This is a genomic window from Chelatococcus asaccharovorans, from assembly GCF_003201475.1.
Taxonomy (GTDB): domain Bacteria; phylum Pseudomonadota; class Alphaproteobacteria; order Rhizobiales; family Beijerinckiaceae; genus Chelatococcus; species Chelatococcus asaccharovorans.
Genome location: NZ_QJJK01000002.1, coordinates 343,885 through 366,231, shown reverse-complemented (window position 1 = coordinate 366,231; position 22,347 = coordinate 343,885). Strand labels below are relative to the sequence as shown.

The following is a 22,347-nucleotide window of genomic DNA, read 5'->3' as shown; positions in this document are numbered from 1 at the left end:
CCGCGCGGCGGCGCGGCCGGTCCGTGACCGCCGGCTCATGATGGGGGGCGACTCGGGGGCCACCCGCACCCCATCGGTATCTCGGCCTTGCGCCAGCGCCGCGGCTTATCCCTGGATGAACGCCAACAGGTCGGCGTTGATGGTATCGGCATGGGTGGTGCACATGCCGTGCGGGAAGCCGGGATAGACTTTCAGTGTCGCCCCCTTGACCAATTTGGCCGACAAAGGCGCGGAATCGGCGAAAGGAACGATCTGGTCGTCGTCGCCATGCATGACGAGCGTCGGCACCTCGACGGCTTTGAGATCCTCCGTAAAGTCGGTCTCCGAAAAAGCTTTGATGCCATCGTAATGCGCCTTGGCGCCGCCCATCATGCCCTGGCGCCACCAATTCTCGATCACGCCTTGCGAGATCTTCGCCCCTGAGCGGTTGAAGCCGTAGAACGGGCCTGTAGGGACATCGAGGAAGAACTGCGCGCGGTTATCGGCCAGCGCCTTGCGGAAGCTGTCGAAGACCTCGATCGGCAGGCCACCGGGGTTGGCGTCGGTCTTCAGCATCAGCGGTGGCACGGCGCTGATGAGCACCAGTTTGGCGACGCGGCCCTTGCCATGCCGGACGGTGTAGTGAAGCGCCTCGCCGCCTCCGGTCGAATGGCCGACATGAACCGCGTTCTTCAGGTCGAGATGCTCGACCATTGCCGCGGCATCGGCGGCATAGTGGTCCATGTCGTGGCCATCGCCGACCTGGGTGGACCGTCCATGCCCACGCCTGTCATGGGCCACCACGCGGTAGCCCTTGGCGAGGAAGAAAAGCAACTGCGCGTCCCAGTCATCGGCGCTCAGGGGCCATCCGTGATGGAAGACGATGGGCTGCGCGTCCTTCGGACCCCAGTCCTTGAAGAAGATCTCGACGCCGTCTTTGGTGGTGATGCTGGGCATGGAGGCTGATCCTTCAGTGTTGCAATGGAAGCGATCACGGCCTGGCTCTGCAAACCGCGGCGGAAGGCACAGTAAGGCGTCGCGCTGGGCCGTAGCTGGTCTTCAATGCCCCTCGGACGCGCCGAACATCGACTTGGCATAGATGATGCCTAGACCATACGCGCCGCCAAACCTTTTGGCGATACCTGTTGTGAGGTCGTAAGTCTCGGCCCGACCCCAGTCGCGCTGGAGCTCGAGCAGATACTGCAGAGACGTCATGGGTACGACGCCGGCCTGGACCATGCGCGCCATCGCGCGCTCATGCGCTTCCGCGGAGACGTCACCGCAGGCGTCGGCAACGACATAGACCTCGAAGCCCTGCGCGAGAGCGGAGAGGGCGGGGCCGACGATACAGACACTGGTCCACAGACCCGCAAGCACGAGCCTTGGCTTGCCGATTTCATTGACCCGCGCAATGACGGCGGCATCCTCCCAGGCATTCATCGATGTCCGATCGAGCATCGCCTGGCCCGGGAAAGCCTCGGTGATCTCATCGAACATCGGTCCCGAAAAGCTCTTTTCGGCAACGGTCGTCAGGATCGTCGGCACCTTGAAGCCGGCCGCGGCCTGGGAGATCAGCGCGGCGTTGTTGCGCAGGGTGACGGCGTCGATCGACTGGGTTGCGAAGGACATCTGCGACTGGAAGTCGATGAGAATGAGCGCGTGGTTGCTTGGATCGATCAGGCGATTATCGGGAACGGGCGTGGCGGTCGGCATTGGGGGGTCCTTTGCGGGGCCTCTGCGTGCGGGCACAGCCATTTTACCGACAGGTTCTCCGGCGGCACAGTTGTCCGCAGATCTAACGGCTATTGGACCTGAGTATAGGATCGCTTGAACGGATCGTGGGGCGGCGCGGGTTCCTCACTGACGCGAAGCTTTGGAATGACGGGGAATTCAAGAAGAACACCGCAGCTCTAGGCAAATGCAGCCTGGAGGAAGGCGAGCAGGTCGTCGGGCGATACCGGCTTGCTGACGTAGGCCGATACGCCATGCCGAAGGACATGGGCCCGTGTCGTGTCATCCGGATAGGCCGTCATCAGCATGGTCGGCAATGTGATGCCGCTTTTCACCAGGGCATCATGGAGGAGAACTCCGCTTATTCCAGGCAATCGAATATCCGCGATCAGGCCCTGCACATTGCGCAACACATCCGAGGCGAGGAAATCGGCGGGGTTCGCGAAGCAGCGCGTGCAATAGCCGAGTGCGTTGACCAGGCTGGATATCGCCGCAAGGCAGGCTTCATCGTCATCAACGATGGCAAAGACTTTGCGATCCGACATGATCCGTTCTCGTCGGGCCGCCGCTCGTCCTGCGACCCGTTCTGCCTGTCGTGAATGCTAAGCAGCATCGCGAGCCGCCCCGGTCAACGCAACTCTACAAAGGGGTCGCTCGCCTACATCCTGGGGATAGCACTCTCGAGCCGGTCGACGATGCGCACGAGATCGGGCAAGGTTTTCGCGCGCATCTTCGCCATGACCTGGGCGCGATGAACCTTTACGGTTACCTCGCTGAGCTTGAGATCCATGGCGATCTGCTTGTTCATCAGGCCGCTGGCGACCAGGGGCATGATTTCGCGTTCCCGCGGCGTCATGGATTGATAGCGATCGCGCAACTCCGCGATCTGCTGATCCAGCATGCGTCGCCGGCGGTCTTGCTCGATGCCGTTGTGAACGGCATCGAGAAGATCCTGGTCCCGGAAAGGTTTCAGCAGGAATTCAACGGCGCCGGCCTTCATGGCCGCAACGGACATCGGCACATCACCATGGCCGGTGATGAAGACGATCGGCGTCAGGATGCCGGCGCGCCCAAGCTCGCGCTGGAACTCGAGCCCGCTCGCGCCGCGCAGGCGCACGTCGAGGACGAGGCAGGCGGGCAGCTCAGGATGGATTGCATCCAGGAAAGCCTGCGCCGACTCGAACGTCCGCACGGTGTATCCCTCCGATGACAGCAGGCTGTCGAGAGACATCCTCATGGAATGGTCATCGTCGACGACATAGACAAGGGAATCCGTCATCGGTTTACCTGCGCACTCACATCGAACGGGACTGGTTCCACCGCCGATACAATGGCGGCAGGCAGGGTGAAATGGAAGATGGCGCCGCGCGGGTCCCGCGATTCCACTGAGATACGGCCTCCGTGGGCTTCAATCACCGATCGGCAGAACATCAGCCCCATGCCCATGCCGCCCGGCTTGGTGGAGACGAAGGGATCGAACAGGCGATCGGCGATCGCGCGCGGGATCCCGCTGCCGTTGTCCTCCACGCTCACCCGCACCTCGCCCATCGCCTCGGCCCGGGTGGTGACACGGATGTGGCGCGGCCGCTCCCCGCCGGATTTTACGGCATCAATGGCGTTTTCGACGAGATTGCGGAGCACATGAAGCAACTGGACGGCGTTGCCGATCACGGGTGGCAGCGTCGGGTCGAGGTCGAGTTCCAACGCAATGCCCCAATGGCCGGCCTCTGGCGCGGCCGTGCGTAACGCATCCGACACCACGGTATTGAGCTTCAACGCGGCGCGTTCCTGCGTGCCCTTGCTGAACGTCGCGCGGATACCGGCAACAACCTTGTTGGCACGATGCCCGTCGTCGACGATGCGCCGCAGCGCGGCTTCGGCGTTGTCGATCCGTGGCTCCTGCCTGGCGAGCCAGCGCAGGGCCGCGTCGGCGTTGGTCACCATGCTGGCGAGAGGCTGGTTGATCTCGTGGGCGATCGATGCGGACAGGGCTTCCATGGCGATCAGGCGGTTCTGGCGTATGCGTCGCTCGGCAGCGATGGTCTGCATGAGACGGGCATGAAGACGTGTGGTCTCCGAAAGAAGAACCAGCAGGATCAGGCTCGCGGCGATGAGCCCGTAGATACGTCCCGTCCACCAGCCGACACTGAAGCGGATCGCTCCGCCCAGATAGGATATCAACAGCAATTCTATAACGAGCGAGAAGAGGACGAGGCACACCCAGATGTCCAGCAACGCCCGGCGTCGGTAGAGAAGCAGGACAATGTCGAGGCCGTAGAGCCCCATCGCCAGCGAAGGGACATGGAACCACAGGGCGTTGACCTGGCGACCATCCAGCATGAAGGCGGGCAGCCGGGTGTAGTTGGCGAGGACGAGACCCGTCATGGACGCCACGGCCAGGCAGACGCCGAGGATGCTGATGCCGATGGCGCGGCCCGGCGGCCCCTTCGCCTGCCCACATAGGGGAGACAGGGCATAGGCCAGAATGAACAGGGGGAAGCCAAGCCGCCGCATGCTTGCGAGGACCGCTGTGGTCTGCAAGCCGAGGTCGATCCCGAGGCCGTCGAACACGCCGGGAAATGACAGCGCCCAGGTCGGCACGGTCAGGGCAGAGAACAGATAGCCTGCCGCGAGCAGGAGCAATGCGCGCGTGCGTTGCGCATTGAACAGTGAAAAGAGGAGCGCGGCGGTGATGATTTCGAGAATGAAGGTCGCGGCGGCGTAGGCGGGCAGGATGATCTCTGTGCCATGTGTGGGCCGGCGCGCAAAGGGCAGGGATACCGTGAGGGCGGCGACGAGGCCAAGGGAAATGGCGATCGCGGCGAGCACCTGAACGCGCGTCGCTCGCGGTGAGGCTGCGAATTCGTCGTTTCCGTTCAGTCGTCCCTCCGCGCGTTCAATCGCACCTTTGCCCGATCGCCTTCTACTGGTTCGTGGAACCAGTATCGGACCAGATGAACTCCTGCTTTTTTCCCTTTCGGGTCATCGACATCTGGTATTCATAGATGTCAGGCCTGTAAAGCGCCTCGAGAAACTCGATGGGCGTGCCATTCTCGTCGCGGACAATGCGCCGGATACCGAGCAATGCGGCGCCGATGTCGACATCGAGCAGCGGCGCGACCCGCGTATCGGCGAGCTTCGCCGTGATGGTCTGGTCCGCGCGCGCAACCGTTAGGCCTGCCTTTTCAAACAGGCTCAGCAACGGCCTTTCGAGCAATTGGTCGGCTCCGTAGTGACGCCCCACAGCCTCGGGCACATAGGTCGTGAGGAACGAAAAGGGTGTATCCTCATGGCGCCGGACGCGTACCGCGCGCTGCACGATGGCACCTGGTTCCAGTTCGAGCCGCGCGGCGATTTCGGCGGTCGCCGGCACATAGTCGAATTCGATCAGATCGACCCGCGTCTTGAGACCCATGGCGAGCAAGTTCTCGAGCATGCCGCGCAGGCTGGTGTCGATCGGTGGCGGGGTGATCACGGGTTGCGCAAAATTGCCCTTGCCATGGCGACGTACGATCAGTCCTTCCGCCGCCAGGCGATCGAGGGCACGTCTCACGGTGATGCGCGAGACGTTGAACAAGTCTTCGAGCTTGTGCTCGGACGGCAAAGCTTTACCGGCCGGGTAGTCGCCATCGACGATCTGCTGCCGCAGGACGACATAGACTTGATGATGCAGAGGAGCAGCGACCTCCTGCCGCACGTCTTTCGGCCGCTTGGTGATGCCGATCGCCATTGTTGCTCCACTTTCCCCGTCACGATGATACGCTTTTTCTTCACGGCAGCCTGCACGCAACGATGGCGATATCAAGCAGCTTTGTGCCTTCCTCTTAAGCCGCCGTCACACCGCCGTCCACACAGAGGATCTGCCCGGTGACGAAGGAAGCGCCTGCGGAGGTCAGGAAACGCAGCGCCTCGGCGACCTCATCGGCCTCACCGAAGCGGCCAAGCGGGATGCTTGCCGTCAGTTTCTCCGCGCGGGCGGCATCGGCCCGGGCAACGGCGGTCATCGGGGTCGTGATGGGGCCGGGCGCGACCGCATTCACGCGAATGCCGCGCGGCGCAAGTTCCAGGGCAAGCGCCTTGGTGAGCCCGTTCAGTCCGGCTTTCGACGCCGCATAGGCGGCCGCGCGCGGATGCCCGACGATGCCGATCTGGCTTGAGACGAATGTGATGGCGTTCGGCGCGCCCGCACCCATGGCGAGCGCGCAGTCGCGCGCGAGGGTGAAACCGGCCGTGAGATTGATATCGAGGACGCGCTGCCAATCTGCAACGTCCGTCTCAAGCCCAGGCCGGTGATCGAAAATGCCCGCGCAGGACACCAGGCCGTCGAGGCCGCCGAGGCGGGTTGCCGCGCGCTGCACACAGTCGGCGGACCGCGCGAAGTCCGTCAAATCCGCGGCGATGACGTTCTCTGCGGCGAGCCCGGCGAGGCCATCCTCCCTGACAAGCCTGTCGCCTTCGGCCTGGTCGCGAACAAGGGCGACGCAGTGCGCTCCGTCCGCAAGCGCCAGACGGAGGAACGCCAGGCCGATGCCGGAACCCGCACCGGTAACAAGCAGGCGACGGGAGGCCAGACTTGTATTACTTGTCATGTCCGAAAGACCTTGCATGCTGATTTGAGGAAAAGTCTCGATGGTAACCACGCCGCTCGACCTGACAGAGCTGTTGTCCGGCATCCGTGCCAAGCGCGGCTATCTGCTGCCCCACCACGGACTGATGGCCATTACCGCGCCAGCGCTGCTGGAAGCCTATGACGCCGCCTATACCGCGATGGCCCTTGATGACCGCGTCTTGAGCCACCACGATCGCGAGTTTGTATGGCTCGCCATTCTGATCGCGACCGACGAGGCGATCGCCACCCATCATATCGCCAAGTTCAAGGCCGCGGGCGGCACCGACGAGGAGATCGACGTTATCCTGACGGTCACCGCGCTGGCGCTCGGCTTCGAATCCTATCGGTTCGTCAACAAGAACTGGCTTTCCCACCTGCCGGCCTGCGATCCGCCTGCCATCTATCAGCGCGCCTTGCGCTCCGCGGCGCGCGACGTTTCGATGCGCCTTGTGCACATGGCCGCGGCCGCCGTGTTCGTCTGCAAGGCGGGCTGGGATGCGCTGGCCCTGCAGATCGTGGCGGCCTACGCGGATGGCGTGCCGGAACTGGATCTGGCGGAAGCGGTCTCCCTGACGATGTTTCCCGGCAGCGTCCCGCATTTCGTCGAGGCCGCGCGTGTGTGGCGTGAGCTCATTGTCGACGGCAAAGTCCCTGCTTCGCAATCGTTCCACGACTGGGCGCATCTGTCGGGCCAGGGTGGTTTCGACGAGGCGAGCCGTGCCGCGCGTTGAAAGCCTCGAGCGCGGCAGGCTTGCCGCGGTGCTCACGCCGGCTCCCCGAGGATGAAGTCGCTGGCGCGTTCGGCGATCATCACGGTCGGCGCATGCGTGTTGGACGACGGCATGCGCGGCATGACGGACGCATCGACGACACGCAGCCCCGCCACCCCGTGAACGCGCAGATGCTGATCGACAACGGCCCCGTCATCCGTGCCCATGCGGCAACTGCCGACCGGATGAAAAACGGTGTCGGCCACCCCCCGAAGCCATTGCTCGATATCCCTGTCCGAGACCACATCGGGGCCGGGGGCGAGTTCGGGGCCGCGGAAGCGATCAAACGCCGGCTGCGCGAAAACGCGCCGCAGGGCCTTCACACCTTCCCGGAGGACGCGTAGATCTGCCGGATCCGAGAGGTAATTGGGCTTGATCAGGGGTGCCGCCAGCGGGTCGGCACTGCCGATCGTGATCTCGCCCCGGCTGTGCGGCCGCAACTGGTAGACATTGGCGAAGAACCCATGGCCGTCGTAGCGGCCCTTCGGTTTGGCCAGAAACGGCAGCCGGAGTGCGGCCGTCGAGAGGCCGGGGAGGAAATGCGATTGCAGGTCCGGCTCGTCAAGCGCAGGATCCGACTTGAAGAAGGCGCCACCCTCGAGCGGGAAGGAGGATGCCGGCCCGCTCTTCAGAAAGATCGCCCGGAGGAGGGCGAAAGCCGCCCGGTCGCCGCGCAGCGTGCCGTAAAGCGTGACGGGTTCGAGGCAGGCATGTTCCACCCTGGCGAGGAGGTGGTCCTGCAGGTTCTTGCCCACGCCTTTGAGATCCTGCACGACCGGGATGCCAAGACCGGCAAGCACCGCGCCGTCGCCGATCCCGGAATGCATGAGCGCCGCGGGCGAGTTCACCGTGCCGCAGGATAGAATGACCTCGCCATCCGTGCGGATGGTCTGCCGATCGCGCCCGGCCAGGACCTCGACGCCTGTCGCGCGTCCGTTCTCGACGATAACCTTCAGGAGGCGAGCATCCGTGCGAATCGTGAGATTGGGGCGGCGCCGTGCGGGATCGAGGAAGGCGCGCGCCGTGCTCCAGCGCTCGCCGTTCCTGGTGGTGAAATCGTAGCGGCCGAAACCCTCCTGGCTTTCACCGTTGAAATCCGGATTGAAGGGATAGCCGGCCTGCTGGCCTGCTGCCACGAAGGCATCGAAGAGAGGATTGGGGGTGTTCGGCCGCGAGATCGGCAGAGGCCCGCCGCCGCCGTGAAAGGCGTTCGCCCCTGGCTGATAGCTCTCGCTGCGCTTGAAGGCCGGCAGAACCTTGTCGAACGACCACGCCGGCAGGCCCATCTGCGCCCAGCCGTCATAGTCGAGGGGCGTGCCGCGGGTATAGACCATGCCATTGATGGCCGATGAGCCGCCGAGCACGCGACCGCGTGGCCAAAACAATTGCCTGTTATTGAGATGGGGCTCGGGTTCCGTACGATAGAACCAATTGGCGTAACGGCTGCGCAACAACACGCCGGTCATCAGTGGAACGCGGAACAGCGGGTTCCAGTCCGATCCGCCGGCTTCCAGCAGGAGCACACGATGACGCGGGTCTGCGGACAGACGGTTGGCGAGGACGCAACCGGCCGAGCCAGCGCCGACGATGATGAAGTCGAATCCCACGGAAGCCCCGTTTGACAAATAACTTGTACTTTGTTTATAACAAGAATAACAGAACTTGAGGGTAATAACAACTTGTAAAGGCCGCATGCACGTCGAGGCGCCAATGCCTTGAATTGCACAGCGGGGGAGAGGGTTTGATGCAGGTTGATTCAGGCAAGGGGCCGCTCGCGGGACAGGTTGCGCTCGTCACGGGCGGCGCGCGCGGTATCGGCGCTGCGGTCTGCCGGGCTCTCGCCGAGGACGGGGCGACCGTCTATGCCGCTGATCTGTTGTCCTGCGATGAGACTGTCGCCGGAATCGCCGAGGCTGGCGGCCGGGCCTATGGGTGTCGGCTCGATGTCGTCGATCGGGCGGCCTCTGTCGCGCTGGCCGATGACATTATCGCGTCCGAAAAGCGTCTCGATATTCTTGTCTGCAATGCGGGAATCTGCCCACCCGGCACGGTCGCCGGCGACTGGGAGCAGTGGGATCGTGTCATCGATGTGAATGTCAATGGAACCCAGGCCTCCATCGCCGCCTGCTGGCCGCATATGAGCGCGCGCCGTTACGGGCGCATCGTTCTGGTGAGCTCCATGGCCTATTATCAGGGCGGCGTCATTGTCGGCACGGAGTATTCCGCGTCGAAGGGCGCGGTTGCGGCGATGGCCCGCCATGTCGCGCGCAACGGCGGTCCGTATGGTATTCTGTGCAATGCTGTTGCTCCCGGCGTGATCGCCACGGAGATGACGGCGGGTTTCTCGAAGCCCGATCCTGACGCCATTCCCCTGCGGCGCATCGGGACGGCCGACGACGTTGCCGGTCCGGTCCGCTTTCTGTGCGGACCGCATTCAGCCTACATGACCGGCACGATTTTGAACGTCACGGGCGGCATCGTGCTGGCAGCGTGAGGGGAGCGTTATGGGCGTTGATCATGCGGCTGCCAAAGCCGCCATCGAGGCGGATGAGCGTCTCTTAGCAAGGCTGGCGCTTGGCGCGGATGTCTTGCATGAGCTCGGCCGGGACTTGCTGGCGCAAGCGCCGGCCCCACTCTGCGTGAAGATCGTCCTGGGGCGACGGACCGTTCTGATGCTCGCACAGGACGGGACCGGTCTGGACAACGCGCATTTTCTCGATCTCAAGATCAATACCGTGTTCAACTGCGGACATAGTTCACTTTGGTGGTTTCATCATCTGCGCGCGACGGGGCGTGTCCTGTCCGATGTTGGCTGGGCGGATCCGAAGGCGGTGATCGACATGGGCGGCGGCGTCCCGCTGTTCGCCGGACGGCAGATCGTTGGTGCGCTCGCGGTTTCGGGCTTGCCCCACGAGGAGGATCACGCCCTCATCATGGGGGCGGTCCACCGGATCGTCGAAATTGGATCGAACGCCGAATTGCTTTGGCAATAACGACATAATCTCAACAGATAAAGGGGAAGAGAAGCATGGCAAGCAATTCAGTTTTTTCTCGCCGTTCGGTTCTGGCTTCAGCAGGAGGTCTCGCGGCCGCGAGTTTTCTGCCCAAGACCGTTTATGCCCAGTCCTCGATGCCCGAGCTGACGACTTTGCGGTCGACGTCCAAATCCTGGCTCTGGGCAGCCGAGGACTATGCGAACGCGGCTGGCTTCTTCACCGAGGCGCGGGTCAAGGTCAATTCCAATGCGTCCAATCGCGGCACCAATATCGCTGCGCTACAGGGCGGCGGTGTCGACATCGTGCTGGGCGATCCCGGTGAGGCCCTGCGGGCGCGCACCCAGAACCTGCAGATCCGCACCTTCATCGCGACCGTCAATCGGTATGCGAGCCATATCCTCCTGAAAAAAGACATCCTGGCGAAGCGTGGCGTCGACGAAAAGTCGCCGCAGAACAAGAAGATCGAGGCGCTCAAGGGGCTCAAGCTCGGCACGACCGGCCCGGGCGCGGCGCCTGACGCGCTCTTCCGCTATCTCGCCTCGACGGTCGGGCTCGACGCCAACAAGGATTTCCAGCTCGTACCGATCCAGGGCGGCGGGCCGGCGATCCTCGCCGCCCTGCAGCAGGGCGTGATCGAAGGTTTCTGCCTGTCGTCGCCCACCGCCGACATGGCTGTGCAGAAGCAGGACTGTGGTTATCTCTTTCAGATGGCGCTCAATCCGCCGACTGAAATGAAGGAGGTGCAGTATATCGTGGCGTCGAGCGGCGAGGCGACTATCGCCAGCAAGCGCGACGCGTTGGAACGCTACGCGCGCGGCATCGCGCTCTCCCTGCGGTCTATCAAGAACGAGCCGGAGAAGTTCAAGGCCTGGGCCAAGGACTGGTTCGAGGGGCTCGAGCCGGCCACCTTCGACCTTGCCTTCGCGAACAACGGCGCGATCTACTTCGATGATCCGACCCCGAAGCGCGCTTTGCTCGACAAGAACATCGCTTTCATCAACACCGTCAACCAGCAGATGGGCGCCGCGGCCCTGCCGAGCACCATTTCCTTCGACACGGTCTGTGATCCGTCGGTGGCGGATGCAGCGATGAAGGGACTGTGATGCCCGAGGCAGCCATCCGCATTGAGCAGGTGGACAAGCGATACGTGGGGCGCGGCCGCGAGGTTGTCGCGCTTGACCACGTCTCGTTGACGATCGAGGAAGGCGAGTTCGTCGCCTTCGTCGGCCCGTCCGGGTGCGGGAAATCGACGTTGCTCAATATGATCGCCGGCATCATTCCGATGACCTCGGGCGAGATCGTTCACGAAGGCCGCCAGGTTGCATCGATCAACCGGCGTGTCGGCTATCTGACCCAGGCCGACAGCGTGTTGCCGTGGCGGACCGTCGAGCGCAACATCAGCCTTCCGCTTGAGTATCGCGGCGTGCCGTCGACGGAGCGGCAGAAGCGCGTCGAGGAGATGCTCGCGCTCGTCGATCTCCGCGGGTTCGGTAAGGCCTTTCCGAAGGAACTGTCCGGCGGCATGCGCAAGCGTGTGGCGCTGGCGCAGATGCTGGCCTATGAGCCGAAAACGCTGCTGATGGACGAGCCTTTCGGCGCGCTTGATGCCCAGCTGAAGCTGGTGATGCAGCAGCAGCTCCTTCGCATCTGGCAGGAGCACAAGAAGACGATTGTCTTCGTGACCCATGACCTTGCCGAAGCGATTGCCTTGGCCTCCCGCGTCGTCGTCTTCTCCGGGCGTCCTGGGCGTATCAAATATATCGAGCAGATCGATATTCCCTATCCGCGCGATGTCTTCAAGGTTCGCTTTCTTCCGCAGTTCGAGGCTGCTTACGATAATCTTTGGCGTGAGCTCTCGCCGGAGATCGCCAAGGGTGAAGATCTGTGAGCAAAGGACAGGCCATGCAGATCGATGAAGGGGCCGCAGTCGGCACGAGTGCGCCATCGAAGGCCGTGCGCGATTTCGAGGCCGGCCTCGTGCGGCGCAAGGTTCTGGTCTATGTCTGCCAGCTGGCTTTCGGTGTCTTTTTCCTCGCCTTCTGGCAATGGGCGTCGGGCCGTTTGATCGATCCCTTCTTCGTGTCCTCGCCCAGCGCGGTCTTCGGCAAGATCTATACTTGGCTTTTGAATGGCGAACTTGTCCGCCATCTTTCGATCACGCTCTATGCGACCGCCATCGGCTTCCTCATAGGCTCGGCGATCGGCTTTGCGCTCGGGCTTCTCTTCGGCAAATTTGCCTTTCTTGCCGAGGTGCTCGATCCCTATATCACCGCTCTCTACAGTATTCCGAAGCTCGCGCTGGCGCCCCTTTTCATCATCTGGTTCGGCATCGGAATCGAGTCGAAGATCGCCGTCTCCGCGTCGATCGTTTTCTTTGTCGTGTTTCTCAACACGTTCTCCGGCGTGCGCGAAGTGAACCCAATCTATATTCACGCCACGCAGATCATGGGCGCCTCGCAATGGGGCGTGATGCGCACGGTCATCATTCCCTCGGCGACGGCCTGGGTCATCACGGGGCTCAAGGTTTCGGTGCCCTATGCGCTGGTCGGCACCGTCATTGGCGAGTTCATGTCGGCCAACCGCGGCATCGGCTTCATCATTGCCCAGGCAACGGGCCTCTTCGACACCAATTCGGTCTTTGCCGGCATCCTGATCCTGGCTGTCGTCGGCGCGATCATCAACGGGCTGCTCAAGGTGACGGAAGGCTGGCTCCTTCGCTGGCGGAGCTGATCTGATGGCGCAGGATAATGACGTCCCGGCCGAACTCAAGGAACGCATCGAGACGCTGCGGCGGGGGCGAGGCTTTCTCCTGCCGCATCACGGCGCGATGGCGGTTGCCGCGCCGGACCTCCAGGATGCCTATTTCGCCATGTACAAGGCGCTGACGCAGACGGACAGGCATCTGTCCGGCTTCGAGCGCGAGGTCGTCTGGCTGGCCATCCTGATTGCGGCGAAGGAGGCGATCGGCACCCACCACGTCGAGCTCTTCTTCAAGGAGGGCGGCACGCAGGATCAAGCGCGCTTGCTGACGCGGCTCGCTGCCTTCGCCTTCGGCGCCGAAGCCTTTGCCTTCATGGACCGGAGCTGGTCGTCGTCCTTCCCGGGACTTGCCGGCCAGGACGCCTATCTCGCGGATTTCGAGGCGCTGATCGACGAGAGCCTCCTGCCGGCCGGGCTCAGCCACCTCGCCATGGCCGGGATGCAAGCAGCACTCGGCCATAAATGGGGCCTGGCCGCCCATATCCGCGCGATTTATCGCCTTGGTGGTTCGGAGGACGCGCTGGTTGAGGCCATGAGCCTCATCATGTGGCCGGTCGGCGTGAACCATTTCCTCGATGCCTGTGGCGTATGGGTGGACCTGATGGCGCGCGGAGACGTCACGCCGTCGCCGCGCTATCGCGCCTGGGCGGAGACGCCGCGCCAGGGCGGGCATCCCGATCGCGTGTGAGATATTGCCGGCAGTCCCCCGGGGCTGTGTCGTGTCATCACGCACCCCGCTTCCGAGAGTCGCAGCATCGTCGTGGCATTAGAGCAAATCCGGCTTGGATGGAATCGTTTGATACCATCCAAGTTGGTGAATTTGCTCGTCTATTGTTGAGCGGAGCAAGTCCGCGAAAGACGGACTTTGCCCTAGACTAGACCGGCGGCATGAGATGGCGTGGCCGGCTTTGCTCTTGTCTGTGAAAAAAGTGGCATCTATAATACCGCTTTAAAGGCCGGTGCGATTGCGATGCAGGAGGAGCAATGCCGGATGCACGTGACTCACAAAAGGTCCTGCCGCAATTTGATCGCGATCAAAGCGTTTGGCGGAGTTTCAGCGACATTGCATTTGGCTTTGTCGCCATGATCTGGCTCGGGGGGCTGCTCGGCGTATCGTTTCTGGCAACACCGGTGAAGTTCCAGGCGCCATCGCTGGATCTGCCAACCGCGCTCGACGTTGGTCGTGTCACCTTCGCATTGCTTTCGAAAACCGAGTGGGCCCTTTGCGCAATAGTGTTCGCAACCACACTTCTCTCGCCGCAGTCGCGCAACCTGCGCCTGGGCGTCATTGCCATCCTCGCTCTCGTGCTGATCATCCAGGCCGTATGGTTGCTGCCTCTGCTCGATGCACGGGTCAGCCAGATAATCGCCGGAGTCATGGTGCCGGGCACGCCTCACCATCGCCTCTACATCGCCGCGGAAGCCCTGAAGGTTGTGTTGCTGGTTGGGCTGTCGATCGACGCGCTCTCGGCGCTCCGCGCACCGCGGGACGTCCAGCGATGCGCATGACGTTTCATACCGACTATGCGCTCAGAATGCTGATCTATGCCGCATTGCGGCCGGACGGTGTCTGCACGGTGAATGATGTCGCTGTGACCTATGGCCTTTCGCGGAACCACCTTCTCAAGGTCGCGCTTACGTTGCGCAACCTTGGTTTGATCGAGACGATCCGTGGGCGATCCGGCGGCATCCGTATCGCCAAGGCGCCGGCCGAGATCAATATCGGTGCGCTCGTGCGCGCGACGGAGGAGGATTTCTCGTTGGTCGAATGCATGCAAGGGGTCGGCGGCACCTGTGCGATCTCGCCGGCCTGCAGGCTGAAGGGTGTGTTCGCCGAAGCGCTCGCGGCCTATCTCGCAGTCCTCGACACGTACACGCTCGCTGACATCGTCCGCAACAGGGCTGTGCTCAAGCCCTTGCTCGGTATCAGCGAGGCGATCGCCTAAACCTGGGGAAGGGCAAATAAATGGTCTCAGGACTAACGGTTTCGGAGCGAAGGCTCGCCCTTGTGATAGCGGGGCTCATTGCCGTTTGCGGGCTCGCCATGGCGATTGTCGGGCGCAACGATCTCATCGGCGCACATGGCTTCATCGTCCTGGCTTTCAGTCTTGGGGTCATCGCCCTGGTGGCCACCCGGTATCTCGATCCGGAACCCCCGGAAGATCGCCTTTCGCAATACTACGATGATCCGACGAAGGCCGGCATCGTTCTGGCGATGATCTGGGCCGTGATCGGCATGTTCTTTGGGGTCTGGGTGGCTGCGCTTCTCGCCTGGCCCGATCTGACCTTCGATGCCGCCTGGGCCAGTTTCGGCCGCCTCCGGCCTGTCCATACCTCGGGCGTGATCTTTGGCTTTGGCGGTAATGCCCTGATCGCGACATCCCTCCATGTTCTTCAGCGCACCTCACGGGCGCGGCTGCCGGATCAGTTCAGTCCGTGGTTCGTGCTGATCGGCTACAACCTGTTCTGCGTGCTGGCGGCGAGCGGCTATTTCATGGGGGTGACCCAGTCAAAGGAATATGCCGAACCCGAATGGTATGCAGACCTCTGGCTCGTCATCGTCTGGGTCGTCTATTTCCTGATCTATATCCGCACGCTGCAGCGCCGCAAGGAGCCGCATATCTATGTGGCGAACTGGTACTACATGGCCTTCATCCTGGTCGTGGCGATCCTGCACATCGTCAACAACCTCGCGGTGCCGGTCTCGCTGGGGCATGCCAAGAGCTATTCGCTGTTCTCCGGCGTGCAGGACGCGATGACGCAATGGTGGTACGGGCATAATGCCGTGGCGTTCTTCCTGACCGCGGGCTTCCTGGGCATGATGTATTACTATCTGCCGAAGCGTGCCGGGCGACCGATTTTCTCCTACCGGCTGTCGATCATCAGCTTCTGGGGCATCACCTTCATGTATATGTGGGCGGGCTCGCATCACTTGCACTATACGGCCTTGCCGCAGTGGGTGCAGACGCTCGGCATGACCTTCTCCATCGTGCTCCTGGTGCCGTCATGGGCCTCGGCCGGCAATGCGCTGGCGACGTTGAACGGCGCGTGGCACAAGGTGCGCGACGATGCCACGCTGCGCTTCATGATGGTTGCGGCCGTCTTCTACGGACTGTCGACCTTCGAGGGATCGTTCATGGCGATCCGCGCCGTCAATTCGCTGTCGCATTACACGGATTGGACCATCGGCCACGTCCATGCCGGCGCGCTCGGCTGGGTGGCGATGATCACCTTCGGCTCGCTCTACGCGCTCGTTCCCTGGATGTGGAAACAGGAGCGCATCTATTCGCCGGCGCTGGTGGAGGTGCATTTCTGGCTCGCGCTGATCGGCACCATCATCTACGTCTTCGCGATGTGGAACTCGGGCATCATCCAGGGGCTGATGTGGCGGACCTATAACGACAGCGGGACGCTCGCCTATTCCTTCATCGACAGTCTGGTCGCGATGCGTCCCTATTATATCGCGCGGACGGTCGGCGGGTTGTTCTTCTTCGCCGGGGCTGTCGTTGCTTCCTACAATATCTGGATGACGATCCGCATGTCGCGGCGGGCCGAGGCGGCCGGGCGTGACACGGTCGACGTGCCGGCCAGCGCTGCACTCGTGCCGGGGGAATAAGACGATGCCGAATTTTCACCGGAAACTCGAACGCAGCGCCATCGGCTTCGTCTTGGCCATTGTCGGCGTGTCGGCCATCGGCGGCTTCGTTGAGATCGCGCCCCTCTTCACGATCCACGAGACGGTCGAGCAGGCGCCCGACATGCGTGTTTATACGCCGCTGGAGGTTGCCGGCCGCAACATCTACATCCGGGAGGGCTGCTATGCCTGCCACTCCCAGATGATCCGAACGCTGCGCGACGAAGTCGAGCGCTATGGCCCGTTCTCGCTGGCGGTCGAATCCCAATATGATCACCCCATGCTGTGGGGGTCCAAACGCACCGGCCCGGATCTCGCGCGCGTCGGTGGCAAATATTCCGACGCCTGGCAGGTCGCGCATCTCATCAACCCGCGCGATGTCGTGCCGCAATCGGTGATGCCGCGCTACGCCTGGCTGAAGCGCAATGGACTCAAGACCGACGATCTCGGCTTGCATCTGGCCGCGCAGCGCAGGGTAGGCGTTCCCTATACCGACGACATGATCGCCAATGCGGGCGCCGATGCCTACGGACAGGCCAATCCCGACAGCCCCTATGCGAGCGGCGTGACGGCGCGCTATGGCGAGGCGACCAACGTCCGCGCCTTCGATGGCAGCGCCGGTCGGCTGACGGAGATGGATGCGCTCGTCGCCTATCTCCAGGTGCTGGGCCGCCTGACCGATGCGGCGCAGAAGACCGCAGCGGCACAGGAGTGAGACGATGACGTTCGATCATCAAACGCTCGTGGCCTTCTCGAAGAGCTGGGGCCTGTTCTACCTGATCGCGCTGGCCGCAGTGGTCCTGGTCTATGCGCTGTGGCCCTCGAATCGAAAGCGCTTCGACCGGGCCAAGAACAGCATTTTCAATAAAGACGACCGGCCGGGGGATTAGGCGATGGGAACGGAACACAGAGACCCCGTCACAGGTCGGATGACAACCGGCCATGAATGGAATGGAATCGAAGAGCTCAACACGCCGGTTCCGCGTTTCGTCCTGTTTTTTCTTGCAGTAACGACGCTATTTGCGATTATATACTGGATATTCATGCCAGCCTGGCCGCTTTTCAGTACGTATACGAAGGGTATTCTGGGGTTTGACCAGCGTGAGGTGGTGACCCGCCAGGTTCAGGAAGCCGCGGCGGCGCGCGCCGGCTGGATGGATAAGATCGCCAATAAGAGCTTCGCCGAGATCGCCGGCGACGAGGCCCTGATGCGCCATGTGCGCGAAACCGGGCCTACGCTCTTCGCCGACAATTGCGCCGTCTGTCACGGCGTGAAGGGAACGGGAGGCCCCGGCTTTCCCAATCTCACCGCGGGCGCGTGGCTCTGGGGTGGCGATCCCGAGACGATCGCCCAGACGATCCGCGCCGGCATCAACTCCACCGACGGGGGCACCCGCGTCTCGCAGATGCTGGCCTTTGGGCGCGACGGCATCCTGACGTCGGATCAGGTGAACAGCGTTGCCGCCTATGTCCGCTCGCTGTCGGGCCAGCCGCTCAATGCGAGCGAGCAGGCGCGACTTCCCGCCGGCAAGGAGGTGTTCAAGGCCAACTGCGTCTCCTGCCACGGCGAGAATGGGAAAGGCATTCGCGATGTCGGCGCGCCGGACCTGACGGACCCGCACTGGATCTACGGCGGCGACGCGCAGTCGGTCTATACGACGATCTACGGCGGCCGGCAGGGACATATGCCGCATTGGCAGGGTCGCCTGTCGCCGGCTGACATCAAGCTGCTCACGCTCTACGTCGGCACGCTTGGCCAGGATGGGTCTCTTGGCAAGGATGGGTCTCTTGGAAAGGATGCGTCTCTTGGAAAGGATGCGTCTCTTGGCCAGGATGCGTCTCTTGCTGAGGATGCTTCGCTTGGCAAGAACGGAACCGGGGGTGGGGGAAAGCCATGACCGGGCATCCAGCGACGACACCCCACGTGTCCCGCATCAACTGGCGCTTTGTGGCTCTGGCGATAGCCGGCGCCGGCATCGCGCTGCTCATCGCGGCCAATGCCCATCTCGTCTATGTGGCGGTTGTCTCGCAGCCGGACTGCGTGCCCCACGAGAAATCGACAGGGGCTGCAGGTACTTTCCGTGCCGCCCGGTCGGCCTGCTGAGGGAGGGGACAGTATGGGAACGAACGACACCATCGAGGCTATGCCACTGCCGCTTGCCGCCCGCCGCCGGCGCAATCTGCCGGCCCGTGCGGCCTTTGATTGGCTGGCTAAAGGTTGGCGCGACCTCTGGCACAAGCCCCTGCCCAGCCTCGCCTATGGGCTGGCCATATTCGCCGTATCCATTGTCATCGTCTGGGAGCTGTTCCGGCTCAAGCTCGACTATATTCTCTTCCCGGCGCTGGCCGGCTTCATGGTCGTGGGCCCGCTTGTCGCGATTGGCCTCTATCAGAAAAGCCGCGACATCGAGGACGGTCGGTCCGTCAGTCTTGCGCGGATGCTGTTCGTCAAGGCGGCGTCCGGTGCGCAGGTCTGGTACACCGGGGCGATCCTGTGCCTGCTGATGCTCGTCTGGATGCGGGCGGCGGTGATCATCTACGCGCTGTTCTTCGGGCTGAGGGCCTTTCCGGGCCTCGACGGCGTGGTCGCCATGCTGCTCAACACCCCGGAGGGGTGGGGGATGCTGGTCGTCGGCAGCGCCGTCGGCGGCCTGTTCGCGGCCTTCTCCTTCGCCATCAGCACCTTCGCGATCCCCATGCTGCTTGACGAGAAGACCGATGCCTTCACGGCGATGGGCACAAGCATCTCGCTCGTATGGAACAATCTGCCCGTCATGCTGGCCTGGGGGGCCATCGTGCTGGCGTTGTTCCTTCTCAGCGTGGCGACCGGCCTGATTGGCCTGATCGTCGTGTTCCCGCTGCTCGGCCATGCGACCTGGCACAGCTACAGGGCGATCGCATGAGCTGTTGCGCGCTACCGGTCGACACGCTGGCGGACGTCGCCCGCATCGCCGCGCGCGAGGAAGTCCGGCTCGCAAGCCGGGATCTGGGTGACGGGCTCTATCAGACGGATCTGTCGGTGCCGGGCGTGCACTGCGCCGGCTGCATCCGCACCGTCGAGCACGGCCTGATGCAGCTGCCGGGTGTGGACCATGTCCGCGTCAATCTGTCGACGAAGCGCGCCACCGTGAAATGGCGCGGCGCCGCGCCGCCGGATGTGCTGGAGACGCTGGAGCGGCTCGGCTTTCCCGGCCACCTGTCGGAGGTGGATGGTGGCCGCAAGGATCCGGAGCTCGGACGCCTGATCCGCGCCCTGGCGGTTGCCGGTTTCGCGGCCATGAATATCATGCTGCTGTCGGTCTCCGTCTGGTCGGGTGCCGATACGGAAACCCGCCAAGCCTTTCACTGGATCTCGGCGGCGCTGGCCTTGGTCTGCCTCCTCTATTCCGGGCGCATCTTCTTTGCCTCGGCGTGGCGCGCGCTGCGCCATGGCCGCACCAATATGGACGTGCCGATTTCGGTCGGCGTCTGTCTTGCCTTCGGCCTCAGCCTCTATGACACGATCCACAATGGCCGACATGCCTATTTCGACGCCGCGACCTCGCTGATCTTTTTCCTCCTGATCGGCCGCACGCTCGACCATGTGATGCGGGACAAAGCACGCGCCGCCGTCCGTGGTCTCGTGCGGCTCGCACCACGGGGCGCGACGGTGCTGCGTGCGGACGGCAGCCGGGACTATCTGCCCGTCGCGGCGATCGAGCCGGGGATGCGCATCCTGCTTGCCGCCGGTGACCGCGTGCCTGTCGATGGTGTGGTGGAAGAGGGCATGTCCGACCTCGACTGCGCCATCGCGACCGGGGAAGGCGTTCCGCGGCGGGTCGAACCCGGCGCGACGGTCCAGGCGGGAACGCTCAACCTCTCCGCACCCCTGACGGTGGTCGCGTCGGTTCGGGCGGAGAACTCCTTCCTGGCGGAGATGGTCCGCCTGATGGAAGCGGCCGAGGGCGGTCGCGCCCGCTATCGCCGCCTCGCCGATCGTGCCGCTCAGCTCTATTCACCGGTCGTCCATGCCACCGCCTTGCTGACCTTCATCGGCTGGATGGCGGCGACCGGCGACTGGCACCGGGCTGTCACCATCGCGATTGCGGTGCTCATCATCACCTGCCCCTGCGCCTTGGGGCTTGCGGTGCCGATCGTGCAGGTGGTGGCGGCGCGCCGCCTGTTCGAGAATGGCATCATGGTCAAGGATGGCGCGGGGCTCGAACGCCTGGCCGAGATCGACGCCATCGCCTTCGACAAGACCGGGACCCTGACGCTGGGCCGACCACGACTTCTCGACAGGGACGCCATTGACGGTGGGGCGCTGGCCATCGCCGCGGCGCTCGGCGCGCGGTCGAAGCATCCCTATTCGCAGGCCATCGCGGCCGAGAGCGCGGTGACCGCCATTCCCCTCGCGGACGTCGTCGAGTGGCCGGGCCTCGGCATCGAAGCGTGGATCGGCGGCGCGCGCTATCGCCTGGGGCGAGGGGAATGGGCTCTCGCGGATGGCGCGGCCGCCGACAGGGCGGCCGGGACGGTGCTGAGCCGCGACGGGGCGCTTGTCGTGCGCTTCACCTTCGAGGATACCCTGCGTCCCGGCGCCGATGAGGCCGTCAGCCGGCTGCGCGATGCCGGCATCGGCCTCACCATTCTGTCCGGTGATCGGGAGGCGGTGGTCAGCGCCGTCGCGAGGCGGCTCGGCATGGGAGACTTCGCGGCGCGGTTGCTGCCGGTCGGGAAGGTGGAGCGCTTGAGGGCGCTGGCCGCCGCCGGTCACAAGGTCCTGATGGTTGGCGATGGTCTCAACGATGCCCCGGCGCTCGCCGCCGCCCATGTCTCGATGGCACCGGCCACGGCCGCCGATATCGGGCGCAACGCTGCGGATTTCGTGTTTCTGCGTGATAGTCTCGATGCGGTGCCGACGGCGGTCGCCGTGGCGCGGGACGCCGGCCGCCTGATCCGCCAGAATTTCGCACTGGCCGTTATCTACAACATGATTGCCCTGCCGATCGCCATTGCCGGCCTGGTGACCCCCTTGATCGCGGCCCTGGCGATGTCGTTGTCGTCCGTCATCGTCGTCGCGAATGCTCTGCGCCTCGGGTCCGGATGGACCGCCCGCCCCCGCGCGCGGCCCGCTGGCGGGGATGCAGCTGCACTGGGGCCGGCATTGGAGCCCGGCCGATGAGCAGCCTCGTTTTCCTCATTCCCCTGGCGCTCGTCCTCGGCGGAGCCGCGCTTGCGGCCTTCTTCTGGTCGTTGCGCGCCAGCCAGTACGACGACCTTCAAGGCGCGGGTGAGAGAATCTTCCTTGATCCCGACGGCGATCGGGCAGGGGCCGCATCCGGCGGCTCGCGGTCTGCCGAGGCGGGAACCACGGAGCAGAAAGGACGAGAGCCATGAAGGGCCGACCCGCGCCGCGCACATTCCTGGCGGACGGCACGCCGCTTCCCGCCGTTCTCGACGAGGCGATGATCCATGCCGTCGTGCATGGCTTTTATGCGCGGATCCGCGAGGATGAACTGCTGGGGCCCGTCTTCAACGGCGCGATCGCTGCCGAGCAATGGCCGCGTCATCTGGCCAAGATGTGCGATTTCTGGTCCTCGATGCTGCTGCGCACAGGCCGTTACGAGGGACGGCCGCTTGCTCCGCATCTCGCCATCCCCGGCCTCGGCGAGGAGCATTTCCGGCGTTGGCTCACGCTCTTTCAGGCAACGGTCCGGGCGCTGTGCCCCTCGGATGTGGCGTCGATTTTCATGGATCGGGCGCTACGCGTCGCCCATTCCTTCCGCCTGGCCGTCGCCTTCCACCGCGGCGAGAATTCACTCGAAGTCCGGCCGATCCTTGCGGAAAGCCTGTGAGCGAGAGGGCGGGCCGTCGCCAATCCTGAAG

General features: G+C 63.7%; 25 protein-coding genes and 1 pseudogene. 18 read left to right on the top strand and 8 right to left on the bottom strand.

Features of this window, described 5'->3' with window-relative positions; genetic code table 11:
• Positions 1-105 precede the first annotated feature (105 nt).
• The 7 genes from C7450_RS06285 to C7450_RS06255 form a co-directional block, all read right to left on the bottom strand.
• Positions 106-936, bottom strand: coding sequence for an alpha/beta fold hydrolase (locus C7450_RS06285; protein ID WP_110373550.1), 831 nt, complete (start codon positions 934-936; stop codon positions 106-108).
• 102 nt (positions 937-1,038) lie between these two features.
• Positions 1,039-1,692 carry a hydrolase gene (locus C7450_RS06280; protein ID WP_110373549.1) on the bottom strand — a complete coding sequence of 218 codons (654 nt, stop codon included), beginning with the start codon at positions 1,690-1,692 and terminating at the stop codon, positions 1,039-1,041.
• 197 nt (positions 1,693-1,889) lie between these two features.
• Entirely contained in the window at positions 1,890-2,255 is a 366-nt protein-coding gene (locus C7450_RS06275) for a response regulator transcription factor (protein WP_110373548.1), read from the bottom strand.
• 113 nt (positions 2,256-2,368) lie between these two features.
• Positions 2,369-2,989 (bottom strand): response regulator transcription factor, encoded by a 621-nt coding sequence (locus tag C7450_RS06270; RefSeq protein WP_110373547.1) that lies wholly within the window; start codon positions 2,987-2,989, stop codon positions 2,369-2,371.
• Complete coding sequence (locus tag C7450_RS06265) at positions 2,986-4,539, bottom strand: ATP-binding protein (protein ID WP_245449500.1); 1,554 nt, start codon at positions 4,537-4,539, stop codon at positions 2,986-2,988. The genes C7450_RS06270 and C7450_RS06265 overlap by 4 nt, the downstream gene beginning before the upstream one ends.
• 94 nt (positions 4,540-4,633) lie before the next feature.
• Positions 4,634-5,440 carry a GntR family transcriptional regulator gene (locus C7450_RS06260; protein ID WP_110373545.1) on the bottom strand — a complete coding sequence of 269 codons (807 nt, stop codon included), beginning with the start codon at positions 5,438-5,440 and terminating at the stop codon, positions 4,634-4,636.
• A 94-nt stretch (positions 5,441-5,534) separates the two neighbouring features.
• Positions 5,535-6,299: an SDR family NAD(P)-dependent oxidoreductase gene (locus C7450_RS06255; RefSeq protein WP_170147094.1), complete on the bottom strand. Its 765-nt coding sequence runs from the start codon at positions 6,297-6,299 to the stop codon at positions 5,535-5,537.
• Positions 6,300-6,339: 40 nt separating this feature from the next.
• Here C7450_RS06255 and C7450_RS06250 point away from each other — a divergent pair, with 40 nt between their 5' ends.
• The gene (locus C7450_RS06250) at positions 6,340-7,050 is read left to right on the top strand and encodes a carboxymuconolactone decarboxylase family protein (RefSeq protein ID WP_110373543.1); all 711 of its coding nucleotides are present in this window, start codon (positions 6,340-6,342) and stop codon (positions 7,048-7,050) included.
• 32 nt (positions 7,051-7,082) lie between these two features.
• Here the strand turns inward: C7450_RS06250 and C7450_RS06245 are convergent, their stop codons facing one another.
• Positions 7,083-8,696, bottom strand: coding sequence for a GMC family oxidoreductase (locus C7450_RS06245; protein ID WP_245449499.1), 1,614 nt, complete (start codon positions 8,694-8,696; stop codon positions 7,083-7,085).
• A gap of 137 nt (positions 8,697-8,833) precedes the next feature.
• Between C7450_RS06245 and C7450_RS06240 the strand changes: the two genes are divergently transcribed.
• The 17 genes and pseudogenes from C7450_RS06240 (at position 8,834) to C7450_RS06160 (ending at position 22,316) form a co-directional block, all read left to right on the top strand.
• On the top strand, positions 8,834-9,583 hold the full coding sequence (locus C7450_RS06240) for an SDR family NAD(P)-dependent oxidoreductase (RefSeq protein ID WP_110373541.1): 750 nt from the start codon (positions 8,834-8,836) through the stop codon (positions 9,581-9,583).
• Positions 9,584-9,593: 10 nt separating this feature from the next.
• Positions 9,594-10,082, top strand: a complete 489-nt coding sequence (locus C7450_RS06235) for a heme-binding protein (protein WP_110373540.1) — start codon at positions 9,594-9,596, stop codon at positions 10,080-10,082.
• A gap of 35 nt (positions 10,083-10,117) precedes the next feature.
• On the top strand, positions 10,118-11,188 hold the full coding sequence (locus tag C7450_RS06230) for an ABC transporter substrate-binding protein (RefSeq protein ID WP_110373539.1): 1,071 nt from the start codon (positions 10,118-10,120) through the stop codon (positions 11,186-11,188).
• The gene (locus tag C7450_RS06225) at positions 11,188-11,973 is read left to right on the top strand and encodes an ABC transporter ATP-binding protein (RefSeq protein ID WP_110373538.1); all 786 of its coding nucleotides are present in this window, start codon (positions 11,188-11,190) and stop codon (positions 11,971-11,973) included. The genes C7450_RS06230 and C7450_RS06225 overlap by 1 nt, the downstream gene beginning before the upstream one ends.
• A 14-nt stretch (positions 11,974-11,987) precedes the next feature.
• Complete coding sequence (locus tag C7450_RS06220) at positions 11,988-12,815, top strand: ABC transporter permease (protein WP_110373537.1); 828 nt, start codon at positions 11,988-11,990, stop codon at positions 12,813-12,815.
• Between the two features lie 4 nt (positions 12,816-12,819).
• Positions 12,820-13,533 carry a carboxymuconolactone decarboxylase family protein gene (locus C7450_RS06215; RefSeq protein WP_110373536.1) on the top strand — a complete coding sequence of 238 codons (714 nt, stop codon included), beginning with the start codon at positions 12,820-12,822 and terminating at the stop codon, positions 13,531-13,533.
• A 296-nt stretch (positions 13,534-13,829) separates the two neighbouring features.
• Positions 13,830-14,354, top strand: coding sequence for a DUF4149 domain-containing protein (locus tag C7450_RS06210; protein ID WP_110373535.1), 525 nt, complete (start codon positions 13,830-13,832; stop codon positions 14,352-14,354).
• Entirely contained in the window at positions 14,345-14,791 is a 447-nt protein-coding gene (locus tag C7450_RS06205; RefSeq protein WP_110373534.1) for an Rrf2 family transcriptional regulator, read from the top strand. Before C7450_RS06210 ends, C7450_RS06205 begins: the two co-directional genes overlap by 10 nt.
• Positions 14,792-14,811: 20 nt before the next feature.
• Positions 14,812-16,461: a cytochrome-c oxidase, cbb3-type subunit I gene (gene ccoN / locus C7450_RS06200; RefSeq protein WP_110373533.1), complete on the top strand. Its 1,650-nt coding sequence runs from the start codon at positions 14,812-14,814 to the stop codon at positions 16,459-16,461.
• A 4-nt stretch (positions 16,462-16,465) separates the two neighbouring features.
• Positions 16,466-17,194: a cytochrome-c oxidase, cbb3-type subunit II gene (gene ccoO / locus C7450_RS06195; protein ID WP_110373532.1), complete on the top strand. Its 729-nt coding sequence runs from the start codon at positions 16,466-16,468 to the stop codon at positions 17,192-17,194.
• Positions 17,195-17,198: 4 nt separating this feature from the next.
• Positions 17,199-17,369, top strand: a complete 171-nt coding sequence (locus C7450_RS06190) for a cbb3-type cytochrome c oxidase subunit 3 (protein WP_110373531.1) — start codon at positions 17,199-17,201, stop codon at positions 17,367-17,369.
• 3 nt (positions 17,370-17,372) lie between these two features.
• Positions 17,373-18,236 (top strand): annotated as a pseudogene (gene ccoP, locus C7450_RS06185) (cytochrome-c oxidase, cbb3-type subunit III); the annotation flags it as partial.
• Positions 18,237-18,373: 137 nt separating this feature from the next.
• Positions 18,374-18,583: a hypothetical protein gene (locus tag C7450_RS06180; protein ID WP_110373529.1), complete on the top strand. Its 210-nt coding sequence runs from the start codon at positions 18,374-18,376 to the stop codon at positions 18,581-18,583.
• Positions 18,584-18,596: 13 nt separating this feature from the next.
• Positions 18,597-19,382, top strand: a complete 786-nt coding sequence (locus C7450_RS06175; protein ID WP_110373528.1) for a DUF2189 domain-containing protein — start codon at positions 18,597-18,599, stop codon at positions 19,380-19,382.
• Positions 19,379-21,643 (top strand): cation-translocating P-type ATPase, encoded by a 2,265-nt coding sequence (locus C7450_RS06170; protein ID WP_110373527.1) that lies wholly within the window; start codon positions 19,379-19,381, stop codon positions 21,641-21,643. The genes C7450_RS06175 and C7450_RS06170 overlap by 4 nt, the downstream gene beginning before the upstream one ends.
• Positions 21,640-21,858: a cbb3-type cytochrome oxidase assembly protein CcoS gene (ccoS, locus tag C7450_RS35005; protein WP_110373526.1), complete on the top strand. Its 219-nt coding sequence runs from the start codon at positions 21,640-21,642 to the stop codon at positions 21,856-21,858. The genes C7450_RS06170 and ccoS overlap by 4 nt, the downstream gene beginning before the upstream one ends.
• Positions 21,855-22,316 carry a group III truncated hemoglobin gene (locus C7450_RS06160; protein ID WP_110373525.1) on the top strand — a complete coding sequence of 154 codons (462 nt, stop codon included), beginning with the start codon at positions 21,855-21,857 and terminating at the stop codon, positions 22,314-22,316. The genes ccoS and C7450_RS06160 overlap by 4 nt, the downstream gene beginning before the upstream one ends.
• Positions 22,317-22,347 lie beyond the last annotated feature (31 nt).